This is a genomic window from Enterobacter kobei (genome assembly GCF_001729765.1).
Taxonomy (GTDB): Bacteria; Pseudomonadota; Gammaproteobacteria; order Enterobacterales; family Enterobacteriaceae; genus Enterobacter; species Enterobacter kobei.
On record NZ_CP017181.1, the window covers coordinates 4151896 to 4165575 of the forward strand.

At 50.2% G+C, this 13680-nt stretch carries 9 protein-coding genes and 3 pseudogenes; 4 read left to right on the plus strand and 8 right to left on the minus strand.

The features are described from left to right. Positions 1-35: 35 nt before the first annotated feature. Genes urtE through urtA form a run of 5 tightly spaced genes read right to left on the minus strand, consistent with a single transcriptional unit; the run spans position 36 to position 4759 of the window. The gene (gene urtE / locus BFV64_RS20105; RefSeq protein WP_004181996.1) at positions 36-725 is read right to left on the minus strand and encodes an urea ABC transporter ATP-binding subunit UrtE; all 690 of its coding nucleotides are present in this window, start codon (positions 723-725) and stop codon (positions 36-38) included. A 10-nt stretch (positions 726-735) separates the two neighbouring features. Beyond that, positions 736-1485: an urea ABC transporter ATP-binding protein UrtD gene (gene urtD / locus BFV64_RS20110; RefSeq protein ID WP_004181995.1), complete on the minus strand. Its 750-nt coding sequence runs from the start codon at positions 1483-1485 to the stop codon at positions 736-738. Further along, the gene (gene urtC / locus BFV64_RS20115; protein ID WP_032638062.1) at positions 1482-2597 is read right to left on the minus strand and encodes an urea ABC transporter permease subunit UrtC; all 1116 of its coding nucleotides are present in this window, start codon (positions 2595-2597) and stop codon (positions 1482-1484) included. The genes urtD and urtC overlap by 4 nt, the downstream gene beginning before the upstream one ends. 9 nt (positions 2598-2606) lie before the next feature. Further along, positions 2607-3533: an urea ABC transporter permease subunit UrtB gene (gene urtB, locus BFV64_RS20120; RefSeq protein ID WP_004181993.1), complete on the minus strand. Its 927-nt coding sequence runs from the start codon at positions 3531-3533 to the stop codon at positions 2607-2609. Between the two features lie 56 nt (positions 3534-3589). After that, positions 3590-4759, minus strand: coding sequence for an urea ABC transporter substrate-binding protein (gene urtA / locus BFV64_RS20125; protein WP_227508467.1), 1170 nt, complete (start codon positions 4757-4759; stop codon positions 3590-3592). 325 nt (positions 4760-5084) lie between these two features. On the opposite strand from urtA, the gene BFV64_RS20130 reads away from it, so the two are divergent. From BFV64_RS20130 to BFV64_RS20140, 3 genes and pseudogenes are all read left to right on the plus strand, one after another. Further along, positions 5085-8465: a hybrid sensor histidine kinase/response regulator gene (locus BFV64_RS20130; protein ID WP_069602389.1), complete on the plus strand. Its 3381-nt coding sequence runs from the start codon at positions 5085-5087 to the stop codon at positions 8463-8465. Then, the gene (locus BFV64_RS20135; RefSeq protein ID WP_004181990.1) at positions 8428-9348 is read left to right on the plus strand and encodes a response regulator; all 921 of its coding nucleotides are present in this window, start codon (positions 8428-8430) and stop codon (positions 9346-9348) included. Before BFV64_RS20130 ends, BFV64_RS20135 begins: the two co-directional genes overlap by 38 nt. 45 nt (positions 9349-9393) lie before the next feature. After that, positions 9394-9864: pseudogene (locus tag BFV64_RS20140) on the plus strand (transposase); the annotation flags it as partial. A gap of 43 nt (positions 9865-9907) precedes the next feature. On the opposite strand, the pseudogene BFV64_RS20145 reads toward BFV64_RS20140, so the two are convergent. Then, positions 9908-10288, minus strand: a pseudogene (locus BFV64_RS20145) (integrase core domain-containing protein); the annotation flags it as partial. Between the two features lie 56 nt (positions 10289-10344). Beyond that, entirely contained in the window at positions 10345-11268 is a 924-nt protein-coding gene (locus BFV64_RS20150; protein WP_069602391.1) for an IS5 family transposase, read from the minus strand. Positions 11269-11586: 318 nt separating this feature from the next. On the opposite strand from BFV64_RS20150, the gene BFV64_RS20155 reads away from it, so the two are divergent. Beyond that, entirely contained in the window at positions 11587-12591 is a 1005-nt protein-coding gene (locus tag BFV64_RS20155) for an IS110-like element IS5075 family transposase (RefSeq protein ID WP_000427614.1), read from the plus strand. Between the two features lie 181 nt (positions 12592-12772). Here BFV64_RS20155 and BFV64_RS20160 read toward each other — a convergent pair. After that, positions 12773-13310 (minus strand): annotated as a pseudogene (locus BFV64_RS20160) (DUF2913 family protein). Positions 13311-13680: the final 370 nt, after the last annotated feature.

Genomic DNA, 13680 nt, shown 5'->3' on the forward strand with positions numbered 1-13680 from the left:
AGCAGACCTCTCGTAGTTAAGTTGGTGATATAAATTTAAACCGACAGATATGACGCAATTTGTTCTTCATCAGCACCAGAACGCGCCTGTTGATGAACAATATTGCCTTTCTCAATAACAACAATTTTATCTGACACATCGAGTACAAAGCTTAAAACCTGCTCGGAAACTAATATGGTCAACCCTTCTGCATCACGAATCTTACGTAATATTTTTGCCATTTCTTTAATAATTGACGGTTGAATTCCCTCCGTTGGTTCATCCAGCAAAAGTAATTTGGGTTTACCGGCGAGAGCTCTGGCCATAACGAGCTGCTGCTGCTGACCACCGGAAAGATTTCCCGCCATCCGTTTGCGCATTTCTTTCAGCACAGGGAAATAGTCATACAGGTATTCAGGAACCTGTAACGAACGGGATTGGCGAATCCCCGTTTTTATATTTTCTTCAACCGTCATGGTTGAAAATACCATTCGCCCCTGCGGGACAAAGCCAATGCCATGCTGAACGCGCTGGTAACTAAGCAAGCCGGTAATATTTGTACCGGCAAACTCTAACTCACCGGCACAGGACGGTATCATACCAATCAGTGATTTCATCAGCGTGGTTTTACCCATACCATTGCGCCCTACCAGAGCGACGATTTCACCCTCTGCTAACGTCAGATTCAGTCCACTGATGACCTGGCTCTGACCATATGCGACAGCATAATCAGAAATTTTCAGCATCCGTGTCTCCTTAATGACCAAGATAAACGTCAATAACCCGAGGGTCGTTTTTGACTTTATTGATGCTACCTTCCGACAATACTTTTCCCTGGTGCATGACGGTGACATGATCGGCAATGTCTTCGACGAACTGCATGTCGTGTTCAATCACCAGTACAGAACGTCCCCCGGCAATTTTGCGCAGGAGCTGCGCGGTTTTTTGGCGTTCGGCGACAGACATGCCTGCCACGGGTTCGTCCAGCATCATGAGCTTAGGATCTTGTATTAGTAGCATCCCTATTTCTAACCACTGCTTTTGCCCATGGCTGAGAAGGTCAGCCTGCGTATGTAGGTAATCGGCAAGGAAAATTTCGCCAGCAACCTGTTCGACCGCAGCGATTATTTCTGGCGTGCGACGAAAGAACATGGCGCCCAACGCGGTTCTGGCTTTGGGATAAGATAACTCGAGATTTTCAAATACCGTTAAGTTCTCATAGATTGATGGATTCTGGAATTTACGCCCAACCCCTTCATGAACAATTTTATTTTCCCGAAGTTTACTCAGTTCCTTATTGCGAAATTTGATGCTGCCGCTGGTTAGCTTTGTTTTCCCGCAAATGAGATCAAGCACTGTTGTCTTACCCGCGCCATTTGGGCCAATAATAACGTAAATCTGCCCCTCATCGATGTACATTGAAAAATCATCGACGGCTTTGAAGCCATTAAATGAAACGGTTAATCCCTCTACCGCTAAAATTATTTCTTTTATCGGATTTTTCATTTCAGCACTCCGGTGTTTACTCTGGGTTTGGTCATACTCTTTTTGCGCAGCAGCGACATCACGATCGGGTGAATATATTGCTGATAAAGCCCTGCCAGTCCTTTCGGGAAAATCAGCACGACGGCAATAAAGAGCAGGCCCATGGCAATCGTCCAGAGTTCAGGAAAAGACTCGGAAATACTGCTCTTGGCGGCATTGACGATAAGGGCGCCATATACTGCCCCCAGCAAAGAACCTCGCCCGCCCACGGCACAGAAAACGACCATTTCAATTGAAGCAACAGTGCCAATAAACCCTGGCGACATGAACCCTACTTGCAGAGTGAACATCGCGCCACCGATCGCCGAAAACAGAGCGCTAATGCAGAAAACCACCGTTTTGATATTCGCGACATCATAACCAGAGAAACGAACGCGGTCTTCCTTATCGCGAATGGCAACCATCAGTCGGCCGAGCTTGCTATTCACAATAAAATAGCCCGCGCTCACAACCAGCATCAGTAAAACAGCATTAATAAAGTAGAGGATATAGCGTGCAGAATCAGTACGGATATCCCAACCTAAAAGCGTGCGTAAATCCGTGATGCCGTTAATTCCCCCGGTGTAACCCTGTTGTCCGATAATAAGAATCGTCAGGATCGCGGAGATAGCCTGGGTGATAATAGCGAAGTACACACCGCCAACGCGGCGTTTAAACATTGCGCTGCCGAGAATCAATGCGCAAATAGTGGGCACGATTAAAATAGCCAGAATTGTCAGACTAAAAGAATGGAATGGCTGCCAGAACGAGGGCAAAGCGGTTAGCTGATTCCAGTCCATAAAATCCGGGATGCCCGGGGTGGTTTGCATTTTTGTTTCCGCTGGCGAGGAAGCTTCCAGCTTGAGAAACATGGCCATACAATAACCGCCGAGGCCAAAAAAGATGCCCTGCCCCAGGCTCAGAATACCGCTGTAGCCCCAACAAAGTACCAGCCCGACGGCAACAAATGCATAAGTCAGGTATTTACCGATCAGGTTTAAACGGAAAAGATCCAGGGTTAGCGGCATGACGATAAAAATAAGGCCTATCACCAGGGCAATACCCAGTAGCGGATAATTTTGCATGCGTTTCATCATAAACTCCTAGCGGCGGACCCGGTTGGCGAAAAGACCTTGCGGACGCAATAGCAGAATGCCGACCACGATCAGTAGCGTAATCACCTTCGCCATTGAACCGCTCAGGAAAAACTCCAGCGTGGATTGCGATTGTGAAATGGCAAATGCGGAGGCGAGCGTGCCGAGCAAACTTTGCGCGCCGCCAAACACCACCACCAGGAAGGTGTCAACGATATACTGCTGGCCAGCCGTTGGACCTGTTGAGCCGATCATGGTAAAGGCGCTTCCGGCGATCCCGGCGATGCCGCACCCAAGTGCGAAGGTTCGACTATCGACCTGAGCCGTATTAATACCCACCGCGCTGGCCATCTGGCGGTTAAGTACCACCGCGCGGACTTTTATTCCCCAGGCGGAGAAATAAATCAGCCAGGCCGTAAAAGCGGTAATAACTACGGTCAGCAGCAGAACAAATACCCCATTAACAGGAATATCAATATTGTCGGCAAACTGATACGACCCCATTAGCCATGAAGGTAAGTCAACGCCGACTTCGCGGGGACCAAATAGCGAACGATAGCACTGCTGTAGAATCAGGCTCAGACCCCATGTCGCCAGCAGCGTGTCGAGGGGGCGTTTATACAGATGCCGTATCAGGATTTTCTCAACGAGCGTACCCAGCAAGGCGGTACACAGGAAAGCAAGGGCAATGGCAACAAAGAAGTAGATGCCGAAGATTGAAGGCAGATAAGCGCTGAAAAACTTACCGGTCAACCATGTGACATAAGCACCCAGGATCATGAACTCGCCATGAGCCATATTAATCACGCCCATCTGGCCAAAAATAATAGCGAGTCCAAGCGACATCAGAACAAACACGGCGAACAGGCTGAGCCCCGAAAACCCCTGCATGACAAAAATGGAAGCCAAATCGGCGAAGTTATAATCGCTGAACATGGAAGTATCCTCGGTGAAGTCAAAGACCCCCCACGCTATATGGGGGGAAGCGTCGGTTAGTCTTTCGGGAATGGGTTCGGTTCGATAAGTTCTGGCGTCTGATAAATCACGTCGTACTGCCCATCCGCACGAGCGCGACCGATAACCGTTTTGGACCACAGATGATGGTTATCATGGATGCGTACATACCCTTCCGGCGCATCTTTGAACTCAATACCGGGCGAGGCCTTACGAATTTTGTCCACGTCGAACGAGCCAGCTTTCTCAACCGCCGCTTTCCATAACCATGGGCCAAGATAGGCCGCCTGAGTGACATCGCCGATAACCATGTCATTACCCCAGCGCTTTTTAAATGCGGCGACAAAGCTTTTATTTTCCGGATTATCCATACTCTGGAAATACTTCATCGAGGCATAGGCGCCGACGATATTTTCGCCGCCAATACCGCGGATCTCATCTTCCGTGACGGAGATGGTCAGCAGCAGCGGTTTCTCCTGCGTCATATCGATCCCCGCCGCCTTCAATTGCTTATAGAAGGCCACATTCGAACCGCCGACAACAATGGCATAGATAACATCAGGCTTCTTGAGTTTTATTTTGTTAATAACCGAATTGAACTGCGTATTACCGAGTGGGTAATAATCTTCGCCAACGACTTTCAGCCCCAGCTTTTCAATATGGTGACGGGCGATTTTGTTTGCAGTACGCGGCCAAATATAATCAGAGCCAAGCAGGTAGAAGGTTTTTGCATGTTTATTTTTAACTACCCAATCAATGCCGGAGATTATCTGTTGAGTAGCTTCCTGTCCGGTATAAATAACGTTTGGCGATTGCTCAAGCCCTTCGTAAAAGGTTGGGTAATAGAGCATGCCGTTATATTGCTCAAGTACCGGCAGCATGGCTTTGCGGGAAGCCGAAGTCCAGCCGCCGAAGATAGCGGCGACCTTATCACTGACCAGTAACTTACGCGCTTTTTCTGCAAAGGTCGGCCAGTCGCTGGCCCCGTCTTCCTGTACATATTCAATTTTTCTCCCCAGTACCCCTCCGGCAGCGTTAATCTGCTCAATAGCCAGCTTTTCAGCCTGAATCGAGCCGGTTTCACTGATGGCCATCGTGCCTGTGGATGAATGCAGTATCCCGACCTTGACGCTATTGTCGGTGACCGCCAGGCCCGTGGTATTAACCACTGACGTCGCCGGGGCGGCGATGGCCGTATTAGCTGCCATCATCAGGCCGGCAATCGCCAAAAGTTTCGCTTTGAGGCACGCCTGGTGAAACCGGCCTGGGCTCGGGATTTTCATATTGCTATGTGGCTGGGGTAAATCACGAATGTTCATGGTAGCCCTCATAATCGTTATGGTTCATCTCAACTGGGGCTATCATGCGAGAGAGTCCAGCAATCCAACAATGCGCGAGGTAACGCAGCGGCTACGTCATTTAACGTATTGGTTAATTCTCATAATCAAGACATGCTCACGTGCGCGATAACAAGAAAATACTAAGACGCGCCTGTGGTTAAGTTCAGCATTTTTATCATTTCAGGAGCAGTGAATGACCGTTCAGCAAAAGGCGTTTAAATCGCGCAGACGCTACAACCAGTGGGTGACCAATCAGACTCTCGAGGATTTTGCGCTCCGCTATACGCCGGTCTCGGCACGACGCTGGAGCGCAAAGCGAGTTGTTATGACAGCGCTCAGCGCAATTACCTTTTTGGCGCTTGAAGCCATTGGCGGCGCGCTGACGTTAACCTATGGATTTAATTATGTGGGGGTGGCGGTTATCTTAGTTAGCATTATTATCTTTGCGCTATCAATGCCGATTGCCATTAATGCCGCAAAAAACGGCCTGGATATTGATTTGCTGACCCGCGGCGCCGGATTTGGCTACCTTGGTTCCACGGTGACCTCGTTAATCTATGCTTCTTTCACCTTTATATTTTTCGCCCTGGAAGCCGCTATTATGGCGATGGCGCTTAATATGCTGTTTGGCCTGCCATTGCACTTTGGTTATCTGATTGGTTCCGTTGTTGTTATTCCCCTCGTCACCTGGGGGTTCACTTTTATTTCCCGTTTTCAGCAGTTCACCCAGTTTTGCTGGCTGGCGCTACAGCTATTACCCTTTATTTTCATTTTAATACGTGAACATCATGTGCTGCAAAACTGGATCGACTTCCCTGGTTTTATTACAGCCCGCGATGGTTCTTTCGATTTCCTTCAGCTCGGCGCCGTCTGTTCCGTACTGCTCTCACTGGTAAGTCAAGTGGGAGAGCAGGTCGATCAGGTTCGTTTTTTACCAAAGCCACAACATCCGGCCCGCTGGAGATGGTATGGCGCAGTAATTGCCGCAGGTCCGGGGTGGGTTGTCATCGGCGCCATCAAGATCCTGCTCGGCTCCTTCCTCGCCGTGCTGGCGTTTAATTACGGACTCGGCGCGGAAGTGGCCAGCGAACCCACCCATATGTATCTGGTGGCATTTAGCTATGTCACCCATTCATCATCAACGCTACTGGCATTAACCGGTATTTTTGTGGTGCTCTCCCAGCTCAAAATTAACGTCACCAATGCATATGCCGGCTCGATCGCATGGTCTAATTTTTTCCTGCGCCTGACCCATCGTCATCCAGGGCGCGTCGTGTGGCTGTTTTTTAATGTCGGTATTGCTCTGTTATTGATGGAACTTGGCGTTTATCGCGTATTTGAGGATATCCTGGGCATTTATGCGGTGGCGGCCACATCCTGGCTTGGCAGCGTGGTTGCCGATCTCACGTTAAATAAGTGGCTTAAATTACGACCCGCGGAAATAGAGTTTCGCCGGGCCTATCTCTACGATATCAATCCTGTCGGCATCGGTTCGATGACGCTCGCCATGCTCTGCGGTCTCTCAGCCTGGATGGGATGGCTTGGTCATCCTCTACAGGTTTTTGCCTCAATGTTATCGTTGTGTCTGACGTTTATCACCGCCCCCTTCATCGCCTGGCTGACTCGCGGACGTTACTATTTTTCCCGGACGCCGGTGCAGGTCACGGCAACGGAATGCTGTGTCTGCGGTAATTATTTTGAAAAACCAGAGATGAGCTATTGTCCTTTTTATCAGGGCAGTATTTGCTCACTATGTTGTTCTCTCGATGTCCAGTGCAACGATACTTGCAAACCTCATGCGCGCTATACGGAACAGGCTTCAAAGCTTATCGGGATATTTATTAAAGAAAAATCATTACGCAAAATTGATCCCAGAGTGTGGAGTTTTATCAGCATTTTGCTGTTATTCAGTTCCGTCATCGGTCTGCTTTTGATGCTGGTTTTCGCTCAGATGCGCGATGAATTCGGCAGCGAGCAGGACCTTCTCGCCGCGGCGTTATGGAAAGTTTTTTTTATCCTGCTTATCGTAACCGGCGTCACCACCTGGCTATTTGTCCTGACAAATAAAAGTCGCCAGATTGCGCAAGAGGAATTGCGCCTGCAAAGCGACCGTCTGATGAAAGAAATTATTGCCCATGAAGCGACGGACCGGCAATTGCAGCAGGCAAAGGAAGATGCCGACGATGCTAATCAGGCCAAAAGCCGCTATCTCACCGGCATTACTCATGAACTCAGAACGCCGCTCAATGCGATGCTGGGTTATGCGCAATTACTCGAACGTGCTGATGATATCCCCCCAGCCCGGCAGCGCGGTATCGGTATTATGCGCAGAAGCGGCGAGCATCTGGCTAATCTAATTGAGGGATTACTGGATATTTCGAAAATTGAAGCGGGAAAATTAGAAATATATCGTGAAGAAGTGCGCATTGGCGATTTGGTGCAGCAACTGGTCGCCATGTTTGAACAACAGGCCAGCGATAAAGGACTGACATTTCACTACAACGCCCCACACTGGCTGCCCGAGGCGGTGATGACGGATGAGAAACGCCTCCGGCAAATTCTTATCAATCTGCTTTCTAATGCGGTTAAATTCACGGACAGAGGCAGTGTAACCCTCGATTTCCAGTATCGTAGCGAGGTGGCGTTTTTCTCGGTTCACGATACCGGCATCGGCATCGCCCCTGAGAACCTGGAACGCATCTTTAAGCCTTTCGAACGCGTATCCGGCGATAGTCGTCGGATCGGGACGGGCCTTGGGCTGACGATTACCCGGCTTCTGACTTATATCATGGGTGGCGATCTCCAGGTGGAAAGCATCCGTGGCGAAGGCACAACGTTTAAACTCACCCTGATGCTGCCAAGCTATAGCGGGGATGCCTACCAACCCGCCGAGCCTGCGGTAATCACCGGATATCCAGGCAAGCGACACACCCTGCTGGTAGTTGACGATGATGAATCCCATCGGCAGCTGATGATGGATTTACTCACGCCCATAGGCTTCACGCTGCTAACAGCCGAAAATGGTCATGTCGCGCTACATTTAGCCCGGCAAAATCATATCGACCTTCTTCTTCTGGATGTTGCAATGCCTGAAATGTCGGGGTGGGAACTGCTACGTCAGTTACGTAATAAGGGACAATTAGCGCCGGTAATTATGATTTCTGCGGAAGCGGATGAGGGTAAATGCCGCCATTTCACTGGCGAAGGGGAAGTTCGCTACCTGGTTAAACCGCTGCGTTTCCCTTTACTACTGGAGAACATCGGTGAAATATTGCATCTCCAGTGGCGCACGGAATGTCAGCCGCCAAAGCAGCCGGAAATACATGAACCACGCTCGCAGCTTACCCGTGTCCAGATTGAGTCGTTAAAAGAGATGGCCAGATTGGGTTATGTGAGAGGGTTTCGTGAACTGCTGGACAAACATATTTCCGCTAACCAGATCAGCAAAGCCGAGGGCGAAAAATTTGCCGAGTTGCTGAGGCGCTTTCGATTCAAAGAGATAGTCGAGAGTCTTGAACGCCCGGAGGGAGAGAAAAATGGCAATAGCAAAGCCGACGGTACTTATCGTCGATGATGATATCAACACGGTAAGTATGTTGAATGACACGCTTGATGAAGCCGGTTTTACCGTTCTGGTCGCTCTGGAGGGTAATCAAGCCCTTTCGATAACCAGCCAGATAACCCCGGATATCATTCTGCTTGATGCCGTAATGCCGCATCTGGATGGGTTTTCAACCAGTAAGCGCCTGCGGCAAAATCCGGGGCTGCGGCATACCCCGATTATTTTCATGACAGGCCTGAGTGATACGCAGAATATCGTTGATGCATTTGATGCCGGGGTGGTCGATTACGTAATTAAGCCGATACGCACGGAAGAGCTGGTTGTCAGAATGCGTACCCACTTGCGGAACTCAAAATTAACGGTCAGTGCCTATAGCGCGATGGATTCCGTTGGCCAGACCTTATGTGTTTTTAGCAAAGAGGGGCAACTACGCTGGGCCACGCCCAATGCATGGCAACTGATGAAAAACTTCAGCGATACCGGGTATGAACCCAATAAAAAAATAGTAAACCGGATCATCGGTTGGCTGAACAATACGGAAGGTTTAAAAATACCCTTAGATCTTTCATCGCAAGGCATCGCTCTGAAATTCTATCTTTCACGCCGGACCGCTGAAGGAGAAAGTTTGCTACGTATTGAAGAGATCAAAGGACATGAAGAAGTCGAAGCGGTGAAACGCCTGAAAAACAACCTAGGGCTGACGCAACGAGAAGCCGAAGTCCTCCTGTGGATTGCCAGGGGAAAAACAAACCGCGAAATTGGCGATATTTTAAACCTTAGCCCCAGAACCGTGAATAAACACCTTGAAATTGTATTTCCAAAGCTGAGTGTGGACAATCGCACCGCAGCGGCAGCGTTGGCAATAAATTCGCTATATGCCAGGGAGAAAATGTAGCGACAATGAGGCGTATTCGCGCAGACCTGCCCTGACATTTTTATCAGGCAGAACTGGCACCCTCATGTCCACGTCTCCGTCACCTGTGGCGGTATCGATGAGCACGGGAAGTGGAAGAAAATCAGCTTCCGTAAGGATGCCATGCGCGCCCGCTGGATGTGGAATATCCGCCAGCTTCTGCTGAGCGTCTAGTTCGAAGGCGTGGCCCTGCCGCCGTCCCTGTCACATATCACCACCGAATCACAATGGCGCAGTCTGATACTGACGGCCGGAGGCGACTACTGGCACGTCTACATGTCAAAAAAGACGGACGGTGGCAAAAACACCGTGAAATACCTGGGGCGTTACCTGAAAAAGCCGCCGATAGCGGGCTCCCGGCTGGCGCACTACGCCGGAAGTGCCACGCTGAGCTTTCGCTACCACGACCACAACACGGGCGAGCTGGCCACAGAGAGGCTGACGCAGAGGGACATCGTGGCGCGCCTGAAACAGCACATCCCGGAGAAGTTCTTCCGTAAGCGTACAGCGAGTGACCTGCCCCCAGGATTAGATACAACCGTCAGTTAGTAAGGTCGGTTTGTTTACCTTCACATTTTCCATTTCGCCACCGTGCTGCAAACTCTGATGGCGTCTGATAATTCAGTGCTGAATGTGGACGACACTCGTTATAATCCTGCCGCCAGTCATTAATGATTTTCCTTGCGTGAACGATATCGCTGAACCAGTGCTCATTCAGGCATTCATCGCGAAATCGTCCGTTAAAGCTCTCAATAAATCCGTTCTGCGTTGGCTTACCCGGCTGAATTAAGCGCAACTCAACACCATGCTCAAAAGCCCATTGATCCAGTGCGCGGCAAGTGAACTCCGGCCCCTGGTCAGTTCTTATCGTCGCCGGATAGCCTCGGAACAGTGCAATGCTGTCCAGAATACGCGTGATCTGAGGCTTTGTTGAATAAATCAGCTTCAGGACGAGTGACTCTGTAGCTGACCGGGTTTTCAGGCAATACGCACGCTTTCTGGCATACCAGCCTTCGTTATTTTATTCAGCGCACGCACCATGCCCAAAGCCTCTGCTACCTGACCATCGTAATCACACAGCGTCAGTGAACCTCCGAACAGTTGCTTTACCCTGTACATGGCCGTCTCCGCTATCGAGCGACGGTTGTAATCTGTTGTCCATTTCCACCGGGCATTACTCCCGGTCAGCCGCTGATTCGCTACTGCACGGTTACGGTCTGCGTACTCTACGGGCCAGTAACCCGCTCCTTTTCGGGGCGGGATGAGGGCACTGATTTTCTTGCGCCGCAGTTCATCGTGACAGAGTCGGGTGTCGTAAGCGCCGTCTGCTGCGGCTGCCCTGATTTTTCTGTGTGTCTGCCGGATAAGACCCGGGAAAGCTTCTGAGTCCGTGACGTTGTTCAGAGACAGGTCCGCGCAGATGACTTCATGTGTTCTGCTGTCAACGGCCAGATGCAGCTTCCGCCAGGTACGACGGCGCTCTTTGCCGTGATTTTTGACTTTCCATTTGCCTTCACCAAAAACCTTCAGCCCGGTGGAATCAATCACCAGGTGTGCGATTTCACCCAGGGTGGGTGTTTTGAAACAGACATTAACCGACTTTGCCCGCTTGCTGACACTGCTGTAATCCGGGCAGCGCAACGGAACGTTCATCAGGGCAAAAATGGAATCAATAAAACCCTGCGCAGCCCGCAGGGTCAGCCGGAACAGGCGTTTAATCATCAGGACGGTGGTGATGGCAAGGTCAGAATAACGCTGAGGTCTTCCCCGTGATGAAGGCGTTGCCGACTCATACCAGGCATGAATCGCTTCATCGTCCAGCCAGAAAGGGAGGGAGCCACGGTTGATGAGGGCTTTGTTGTAGGTGGGCCAGTTGGTGATTTTGAACTTTTGCTTTGCCACGGAACGGTCTGTGTTGTCGGGAGGATGCGTGATCTGATCCTTCAACTCAGCAAAAGTTCGATTTATTCAACAAAGCCGTTTGACCGTATCATTCTTAGCCAAATGCGCTAAGGCTAAAATTTAGTATGAGTAGTGATAAGCACTTTTCCTCAACAGGAAAATATCAACCTCCGTTTGCTTAATGAAGGTCTGCTTATCGCTCACAACTGCCCGTCATGCCAGCTCAAAAAACAGGCTTAACGTAGGATATTTAATGAGATGGTCACTCCCTCCTTCCCAGTACTATGCTGAGGACAGGCTTTCATTCGGAGAACCATCATGGAAAACATTGCGCTTATTGGTATCGATCTGGGTAAGAACTCTTTCCATATTCATTGTCAGGATCATCGTGGGAAGGCCGTTTACCGTAAAAAATTCACCCGACCAAAGCTAATCGAATTTCTGGCGACATGCCCGGCAACAACCATCGCGATGGAAGCCTGTGGCGGTTCTCACTTTATGGCACGCAAGCTGGCAGAGTTAGGGCATTTTCCAAAGCTGATATCACCGCAATTTGTCCGCCCATTCGTTAAAAGCAACAAAAATGACTTCGTTGATGCTGAAGCTATCTGTGAAGCAGCATCACGTCCATCTATGCGTTTCGTGCAGCCCAGAACCGAATCTCAGCAGGCAATGCGAGCTCTGCATCGTGTCCGTGAATCCCTGGTTCAGGATAAGGTGAAAACAACTAATCAGATGCATGCTTTTCTGCTGGAATTTGGTATCAGCGTTCCGCGAGGTGCTGCCGTTATTAGTCGACTGAGTACCCTTCTTGAGGACAGTAGTTTGCCTCTTTATCTCAGCCAGTTACTGCTGAAATTACAACAGCATTATCACTATCTTGTTGAGCAGATTAAAGATCTGGAATCTCAGTTGAAACGAAAGTTGGACGAAGATGAGGTTGGACAGCGCTTGCTGAGTATTCCCTGCGTTGGAACGCTGACTGCCAGTACTATTTCAACTGAGATTGGCGACGGGAAGCAGTACGCCAGCAGCCGTGACTTTGCGGCGGCAACAGGGCTGGTACCCCGACAGTACAGCACGGGAGGTCGGACGACATTGTTAGGGATTAGCAAGCGGGGCAACAAAAAGATCCGAACTTTGTTGGTTCAGTGTGCCAGGGTATTCATACAAAAACTGGAACACCAGTCTGGCAAGTTGGCCGACTGGGTCAGGGAGTTGTTGTGTCGGAAAAGCAACTTTGTCGTCACCTGTGCTCTGGCAAACAAGCTGGCCAGAATAGCCTGGGCACTGACGGCGCGACAGCAAACTTACGAAGCATAAAGGCAGAAATACACCAGTTTAAACAATCATTCATCTGGTTTTGCGAATACTGATATTGATGATACTAACGGCCCACCGGCCTGTTGAGGAACCTGTAAAACGGAAAGGCTCATTGAAGCCGTATATTTTCTGGAGGTTCATCAGGCGCGGAACTCATCGAGGCGCGGGAATAAAATCCCATTCAGACGCCGGATAGATTCAAGCAAGCCAACTTGTCGTCAAAATCGGTGTTGCAAAAACGGGAGTGACCATAGATTCCGTTTTCCAAGCGGACCCCTATCAAAGGATTTATCTGTCGACCATCGTCATCAAAAGCAGCATCGAGACTGGAGCGTGAAAGATAAATGCCGTTTATGCTGTCATTCAGGGTAACTGCATAGTCGGTAGTTCCAGCACATATCTTTCGCCGTTTCCAGAGCATGGGTCAACCGGAACAGGTCATTCTGCGCAGACAACTCCCCGGAGCTGGAACGCCAGAGGTAGTTCAGCTTACGGGCCAGTTTAGCATTGACGCCCAGCTGTCGGCCCTGTTTCAGAAGCCACTCGATGTCAGGGGCCACGTCACGCGAAAAACGACGTTGCTTCAGTGCTGTCGCCAGCCAGCGGGTGAGAAAGAGATTTTCCTGTACCGGTGACACAACGTCACCGTTTTGCCTGGCTAACGCCAGCGCCACCAAGGCGCACCACGCCAAATGTGCTGATTTTTCTGTCAGATTCACTGGGGAGTTTTTTCCTTTGTTTTGGGAGCTGAATATATCTTAACCGGAGGCGGGTTTCATCCGGAACCGTAGCCCCTGGACTGAACATCAGGTCCGGACTGGCGAGCAGTGCGCAGCCAGTCTTCTGAATGCCGCTTTGCGGCATGGAGGCGCCAGATGAGGTTACATGCGTCTGTGGAGTCAAATGGCGCCGAAAGCCCGACGTAGCCGGTTACCGGACTATAAATTCTGCCCGTTTGCCCCCTGTCCTGGTTAGCTCTACCCCGCTATCTCGCCCTTTCGGGCGAGGTGTAGTCAAGGACACTCCGGTCCGGCGCTGGTTTGATCGCCGGGTTTTAAGGGATGTGGTGATATACGGATCCGTCTCCTA